This is a genomic window from Mesorhizobium sp. M0514 (genome assembly GCF_040321145.1).
In the GTDB taxonomy this organism is placed as follows: Bacteria; Pseudomonadota; Alphaproteobacteria; order Rhizobiales; family Rhizobiaceae; genus Mesorhizobium.
Genome location: NZ_JAMYQZ010000159.1, coordinates 1 through 6,739 on the forward strand (window position 1 = coordinate 1; position 6,739 = coordinate 6,739).

The following is a 6,739-nucleotide window of genomic DNA, read 5'->3' on the forward strand; positions in this document are numbered from 1 at the left end:
CTGGTTGAGAAGACCAAGCCGAAAAAGAAGACGTTGCGGCGTGACGATCAGCGTTCCGCAAAGTTATTGGAAAGCCCCGCCGCGTTACCCGAGAGGCCGGCCTCACGCCGTTAGAAATCGCAGAAGGTCAAGAGGAACATTTTAGCGATATTGAATGTTCGACTGTTTATGGACAGCCGAACCTTACTCTCAGCAGATCAATCCAGAGCAGCACGAGCCCTACTGAACTGGTCGCGTGTGCGACTTGCCGCAAAGGCCAATGTTAGCGAAATGGTGATCAGCGATCTTGAGAACGGCTTCAGGAGAGCGCGTCCCCACAACATCGCGGCCGTCCGCAAAGCGTTTGAAGACGCCGGAATCATCTTCACAGTCGAAGGCACTCCATCGTTAGCCCGCTCAGAAGGTGATAGCAGCCTCGCCACCGATAATAGACAGTGGCGCCGCAGGGAGAAAAAAGGATAAGGAGAAAAGCCCGTGTACCCTCCTCTGCAACCCGATCTCTAAAGCGGCCGCTAACAAGGGCGGTTGTTCACTGAATTTGTGCTGCGCTCACCTTTCTAAGGTGCCGGTCGAATATGGCCAGCTTCTCTTCGTAGCCGATCCGCACTCTGGATCTGCAGCTATCGCAGTTGAAACCGGCAATCGTTTTCAGCCAGGATCCCCTTCTCACCATTGGGCACGAACAGGAGGGACATTGGAATTCTATAGGTACGTCGCGCAGTTCATTTGATAGAGGCACTGTGTATGTTCTCCTAAGCGGCACGGCCAATGCAACAAAGTAGAAGGTGAAATGTTTCGCGGCTCGGCCATTTACGCGGAGGGATCAGACCTAAGTCCAAATGCTGAGGAGGGCAGGCAAGCTGTTCGTTGGCCCTCGATCCCGGTTAGTCGCAGTGGCCTCACCAGACTCAGCCGTAGCTCAAGGGCTCGTATCACCGGCCAGAAGGCACAGTTCATCCAGTGGAATGGTGACAGAACCGGCAAAGCCGCGCGACCGATAAAATTAAAGCCGCACGAACTTGTCGAGATTCAGACGGATCCGTTCCTTCTGCCACTTCAGCAAGGTGGCCGTAGTCGCAGTGGCCGCTTGAGCGATATCTAGGGGCGTTGCACCCATCGCATCCCCCCAAAAGGCAATGGTAAACGCAATCTTTATGGGCCCTACGAAACCCTTTCTTCAATCAAAAACGAAAATGGCTATTCGTCGGGGCGCTCGACGGCGGCTTCGTCGACCTCGGCTTCCATCTCGTCGCTGACCGTCTTGCTCTTGCCCAAACCGGCCATCGGCACACCGTCAAGCCTTGTAGCCAGGCGTCGGCATGCTCCTGCCAGTAAGGCGGGGCGGCGCGCTCCTTGCCGTCCTTCTGCGCTTGAGCACCGTACATCCACGCATAGGTGGCACGCTCCTGATCCTTCTTAGCCACCGCTATCTGTGTCGTCCTCTCGAAAATCTTGCAGAGAAGCGTGCCGCAAATCTTCCTCACCACGCAAGTGCTTCACGCGGCCGATGATGCCGAGCTTAACCCACTGTGTCGCCGGCCGCTTCATGCCCTTCGGCGCCGGCCCAGCGTGCTCCTGGACGCGCTTCCATAGCCGTTCGCGGATTGCCTGGCTGGAGTTGATGAACGCTGAGCCGACATACTGCCCGGTTTTCCGATCGGCCATCAACGCAAAGGCCGGCTTGCCGGGTTCCCGCTCGACGCCTAGCAAATCATATTCCTCCACCATGTAGCTTTTGATCTTCAGCCAGGCTGTCGACCGGCCGCTGCGCTATTTGCTGTCACGGCGCTTCGATACCATGCCCTCAAGGCCGGCTTCATCGATCAGGTGGAATATGGCTTTTGCGTCACCGGGCAGCGCCTGGCTGAACTGGATGCGGTCATCAGGGAAGATGAGGCCTTCCAGGATTTCGCGACGGTCTTCGAGGTCCATTTCCCGCAGATCGTGACCGTTCAAATAGAGGAGATCAAAGGCAACGAAATAGAGGTCGTGCTGCCGGCGTGTGATCGCCTTGCGCAGCGCGGCGAAGTCGGAAAGGCCGGCTTCGTTCAGGACGATGATTTCTCCGTCTATGATTGCGCTCTCGGCGCCGAGCTCTGCGCTTGCAGCCACGATGTCGCGGTATTTGGTTGTCCAGTCGAGCCCGCGACGGGTGTAGATCCGCGTGCCGTCCTCGTCGATGATCATCTGGGAACGAAGCCGTCGAACTTCACCTCATGAGTCCATCCATCGCCCTCGGGAGGCTTCTCCACCAAGGTCGGCATTAACGGCTCGATGAACTTCAAACGCATGCACACTGACCCACACCCGGCGATTCAAGCCGCCAGCCTGAAATCGGTTCCGGAACATTTTAGACGAATTGCATGTTTGAAGGGTATGAAGATCGAAGCCGACGAATGCCGGGCAGCGCTGACGCTCATCCGGCGCACAATTGAGGACCACTGCCCGCCTGGCGTGCTGCCCAGCGAGGAAGCGGTGAACGGTCTCTATGGGCCGGGGCTCATGGATGAGGCGGAAGCGCTGGCTGCTGCCATCGTCGCAACGATCGACCAGATGCAACTGCGCGTGATGGTGAAACCACCGTCCCCAAGCATCAAGTCCTAGACACACCGTGACGACCCGCTGTTTTGCCTTGCGCAAAAGCTTTCGGCCGGCAGGTCCGTCAACCGGCTACCCACAGAAGCAGTGCGACACCAATCCCATAAGGGATCAGCACTGCCGCCAAGGCGACCCACAGGCCCGGATCTGCGAATACCTGCATCTGGCTGCGAAGCTGTTCCATTGCACCAAACGGCAAAAGGCCCGCTGTGTTCCCAAACGCAAAAAAGCCGGCCACCTTTCGGCAGCCGGCCAGTTCCAACAGAAGGGAACGGTGCACTGATGGGGCAGTGCAACGCCCGAAGTGTTTCGAGGCTACAATGTTCCGAGGGGATGATTCACATCGAATCCGGTTCGATCTAGAATCTGGTCACGGAAGCGACCTTCGACTGTATCTCCAACGTCCTTACAGAGCCCCGCCAGACGCATGACGTAACGTCAAGAATCAGATATCGCTTGTGTTGCGGCGGACCTGATTACCGTCCGGCCGGCGCTGATCAGGCAATCTCCCACTGCGGCGCCGGCCATTTTCGTTGCACCCGCGCGGGAGCCGCCTTGGCTGACGTCCATTAGCTCCCGCTCATCTTGACCCCGGGCGCAATGTATTGTCCGTATATGAACTCGACGAGTGAGGGCACTGCATCGCCATGTAGGCGGTCGGCCCCCGCGGCTGTCGAGCGATGTTTGAGGGAGCAGCGCATTGTTCGTCGATTACTACGAACTCTTGGAGATCAGCCCAAACGCCAACTCGGAGACACTTGAGCGAATATTCCGCTACTTTGCGATGCGCTATCATCCCGACAATCAGCAAACTGGAAACGAAGCCCGCTTCAGCGAAATAGTAGAAGCACACAACGTCTTGAGGGATCCCGTTAAGCGCGCCCAGTACGATATCTCCTATCGAGAGCATGCCGGTGAGCGGCTTAAATTGGTCGAGGAGGCAAGCGACCCCAAAGGGGTCGAGAAGGACGCTTTGGTCCAGGCCAAACTGCTTTCGCTGCTCTATGTGAAGCGCCGCCAGGATGTCGGCAATCCGGGCATTGGCGACGTCGAAATCGAACGGTTGTTAGGCTGTCCACCAGAGCATCTGGAGTTTCATCTCTGGTACATGAAGGCAAAGGGGTGGATTGCAAGAATTGAGAACGGGACAATCGCGATCACGGTTGAAGGCGTCGATCGCGCCGATTCCGAACTGCGTCGCGATACCAGCATTCGGCTCCTGAGTAGAGAATAGAGAGGGTATCTGCCCAAGATTCCGCAAGGCTCCAGGGGAGCCTCGCGCGTCATTTTGCCGAGACCAGATAGGCTGAGGAAATAGGGTCTTCGGTGGCCGCTTGCGGACGGGGGCAATGAGGATCATGCTGACGCTGGTCCTATCGCTTCCCTCGAAGTAGGCCAGCGAGCCCTATTGTGAGGCAGTCCGGCATGTAGGATTGTAGTCCTCGTTGCGGCGACCCCCTCAAGCGGAGATCGCCAATGGCCAGAACCAAACCTTCCGAACAGCTTTCCCGGGCTGAAATCGAGCGCTTCATCGCGGCAGCCGAAGCGCTGCACAAGGGCATCGTCGGGCCGCTCCTGGCGTATCACAGCGAGCACTACCAAGCTCTACGTGAGGTCCATCGACCGCTGTTGAAGTCGGTTCAGACCATTACCGGCAAGAGGGCGCCATTCATCCAGCCGAACATGACAGGACCGGCACAGCCGCGGGAGAAGCCTCCGGGCTAGTTCTCCTCGCGGAAGTCCTGCAGTGAGGCGTGGCGGAGGTCCTCCTCGCCGCGCAGGTGCTTCACAGCTCAAACTCATACGGGCACTCGGGAAGGGACCGAGTTTAAATCGGGTTATGGTTGCAGCGCGGATTAGACCATCAGGCTTAATTGCTGCGCTGTCATTCTGCGGGTAGGATCGGGGTGTGGTTAATGCCACTCTCCAGTGTGGTCGGCACCGTCACGTCACCCAACTGTAACGTTGCCCCCGACAGCGCCGACCACGCTCAATGTTGGCCGATTAGGCCGGGGGCCTCCCCTGTACGAAACCGTACCTTTGAACCTCCTTTGCAAAAAAAGAGTGAATAAATCCCTTCGCCGGAAGGGAGGCCGCGATGGATCTAAAGCATTTAGAAACCGCACTAATGTCAGGCGAGCAATTTTCTAGAGCAAGCGCTCATCCATCCTTTTTCGAAGGCCTGTTGGATGTTGGCGCCGAGGTGAAGTGGTGTTTTATCTGCGGCGCTTCGATCACTTGCTTGAGAGCGTGTATTCGCATGCGTCAAAGACTACCTTACGGGCCCCATCGAAGTCGCGGAATATCAACTCGATTTCCAGGAAATCCTGCGACCGTTTGTTGCGGCACTCGGCGCGATCGTGTTGTCGTTCGACCATACAACGCCAAATTTTGGCCCGGCGAACCGATCGGCCAGGATTTCTTCTCTGCGATTGGCTTGCCTCATCTCTGGGGCGCCATGAGAAAGCCGGCCGGCCCGATCAACGAAAGCCTGTCACGGCCGGAAATATACGTGCTTTCAGTGACTGAAGGTATTGCTGAAAAGCAGCGCCTGATGGACCACTTCCGAGCCCGGCCCTTCGCGAATTGCGGCAGGGCCAAGTTCTTCCGGTCACCCGATTTTCGCGTTGACTTCAACCTGAGATATTTGGTTTTGAACTCTGGCGTTGCCGCCCTCAATGGCGGGGTGGACATCACCGAATTTCTTGATCTGGCCAACGTCGACGATGATCCACATTGGCAAGCATTGGACCCGAACGACCCTCAATAGTCGACTATCTTGAAACCTTCAGGGCCAAGCATTCGGACTCAGACGGTGGGATTGATTGGGAAGTGCAGTGAAGATCGCGATGGAGCGGGATGCGGCGCGGTAATCGGGCGGAAACACTTACCCAACCGTAGGGTAAGGGCCGCTATCTAAAAGCCCGCCAACCTTTCGGTGGGCGGGCCTCCAGTGTCGGAACTGGAGAGTGTCATGTCGACAGCTCCGGCACTTGCGAACGATTGGTTAGTGGCGCCAGATCAGCAGGCAGAGCTGGCGCAGGTCACGATCATAAGCGCCCCGGCTCTCGATCACGTCGATGCAGCGCTTCTTGAACCGAGTGATTTCGGCGCTCGACATAGCGTCGACAATGCGAGTCAGATCCGTATTGGTCGGATTGTCGGGGGACTCGGTTCCGACAGTGGCACCGCTCGTGCCAATGGGTGCAGTGGTTCCGTCGTCGCCAACTGCGGCGTTCGCCGGCATGCAAAGATTTGCGAGAACGGCTCCAATGGCCATGCTTCCCACCAGGATATCAAAGATCTTTGTCATAATGCGCCTCCAAGGCTGTCAGCCCATTTTTCAAACCAAGGCCGGCGGTGTTTTAGCTCGCAACCAGCGGGACGGTGTGGTCGTTGAGTGATTGATTGGGTATTGATCGAAAAACGGGAACGCGATCAGATACGCGTATCGGCCGTAAGATGTGCCATGCGGAAACCTCCGCTGTCGGCATTAATTATGATCGTGACCACGACATCCTCCAAACCAGATCCGGGTGAAGATGCTGAAAGACATAGCTCATTAGAAGCACGAATAGATGAATGAATATCTAAAAACTCCATACCTATTCTTGGCAATGACAGTGACGAAGTGAATTGTGTTAGGCGTTCTTAGCCGTGTTAACCGTTGACAAGCGTGAGGCGAGTTCCTGCGGTATCGCGTTCAGCTCCGCCTTTGCGGCGTTAGGATGCGCGCCTCTCGCAAAAGCGATGACCAGTTGTGGAGCTGCTATTTGTTCTCCTCGTGGAAGTCCTGCAGCGATGCATGCCGCAGGTCATCCTCGCCGCGCAGGTGCTTCACACGACCGATCAGCCCTGGCTTGATCCATTGCGTCGCTGGCCGCTTCATGATGCCCTTGGGCGCCGTGCCTGGGTGCTCCTGGACGCGTTTCCATAGCCTCTCGCGCATTTCCCGGTTCAAGGTGACGAACGCGCTGCCGACATAGCGCCCTGTGCCCCGCTCGGCCATGAGAGCGAAAGCCGGCTTGCCAGCTTCACGCTCGACGCCGAGCAGATCGAACTCGTCAATCGCATAGCACTTGGCCTTCAGCCAGTTGGTCGACGGACCGCTTCGGTATTTGCTGCCCTTCCGCTTCGACAC

Annotated in this window: 6 protein-coding genes and 2 pseudogenes; 5 read left to right on the top strand and 3 right to left on the bottom strand. The window is 57.1% G+C overall.

Translation table 11 applies throughout. The features are described 5' to 3' along the window. Positions 1 to 168 precede the first annotated feature (168 nt). Entirely contained in the window at positions 169 to 462 is a 294-nt protein-coding gene (locus NKI61_RS31905) for a helix-turn-helix domain-containing protein (protein ID WP_352842314.1), read from the top strand. Between the two features lie 954 nt (positions 463 to 1,416). Here the strand turns inward: NKI61_RS31905 and NKI61_RS31910 are convergent. Beyond that, positions 1,417 to 2,291: pseudogene (locus NKI61_RS31910) on the bottom strand (ATP-dependent DNA ligase). Here NKI61_RS31910 and NKI61_RS31915 point away from each other — a divergent pair. The 4 genes from NKI61_RS31915 to NKI61_RS31930 all read left to right on the top strand — a co-directional run bounded on the left by NKI61_RS31915 (position 2,275) and on the right by NKI61_RS31930 (position 5,368). After that, positions 2,275 to 2,604, top strand: a complete 330-nt coding sequence (locus tag NKI61_RS31915) for a hypothetical protein (RefSeq protein ID WP_245271926.1) — start codon at positions 2,275 to 2,277, stop codon at positions 2,602 to 2,604. The pseudogene NKI61_RS31910 and the gene NKI61_RS31915 sit on opposite strands and share 17 nt — an antisense overlap. A gap of 694 nt (positions 2,605 to 3,298) precedes the next feature. Further along, positions 3,299 to 3,832 carry a J domain-containing protein gene (locus tag NKI61_RS31920; protein WP_023740342.1) on the top strand — a complete coding sequence of 178 codons (534 nt, stop codon included), beginning with the start codon at positions 3,299 to 3,301 and terminating at the stop codon, positions 3,830 to 3,832. A 242-nt stretch (positions 3,833 to 4,074) separates the two neighbouring features. Beyond that, a complete protein-coding gene (locus NKI61_RS31925) occupies positions 4,075 to 4,323 on the top strand; it encodes a hypothetical protein (RefSeq protein WP_023748970.1) in 249 nt (82 codons plus the stop codon). 373 nt (positions 4,324 to 4,696) lie between these two features. Next, a complete protein-coding gene (locus NKI61_RS31930) occupies positions 4,697 to 5,368 on the top strand; it encodes a hypothetical protein (RefSeq protein ID WP_352842315.1) in 672 nt (223 codons plus the stop codon). Between the two features lie 237 nt (positions 5,369 to 5,605). Here the strand turns inward: NKI61_RS31930 and NKI61_RS31935 are convergent, their stop codons facing one another. Together NKI61_RS31935 and NKI61_RS31940 are read right to left on the bottom strand one after the other, a co-directional pair. Next, a complete protein-coding gene (locus NKI61_RS31935) occupies positions 5,606 to 5,911 on the bottom strand; it encodes a hypothetical protein (RefSeq protein WP_023740338.1) in 306 nt (101 codons plus the stop codon). Between the two features lie 456 nt (positions 5,912 to 6,367). Beyond that, positions 6,368 to 6,739 (bottom strand): annotated as a pseudogene (locus NKI61_RS31940) (ATP-dependent DNA ligase); the annotation flags it as partial.

Coding starts and splice junctions, on each gene's coding strand:
- NKI61_RS31905 (WP_352842314.1), top strand. CDS start 169: ATGGACAGCCGAACCTTACTCTCAGCAGATCAATCCAGAGCAGCACGA.
- NKI61_RS31915 (WP_245271926.1), top strand. CDS start 2,275: ATGAACTTCAAACGCATGCACACTGACCCACACCCGGCGATTCAAGCC.
- NKI61_RS31925 (WP_023748970.1), top strand. CDS start 4,075: ATGGCCAGAACCAAACCTTCCGAACAGCTTTCCCGGGCTGAAATCGAG.
- NKI61_RS31930 (WP_352842315.1), top strand. CDS start 4,697: ATGGATCTAAAGCATTTAGAAACCGCACTAATGTCAGGCGAGCAATTT.
- NKI61_RS31935 (WP_023740338.1), bottom strand. CDS start 5,911: ATGACAAAGATCTTTGATATCCTGGTGGGAAGCATGGCCATTGGAGCC.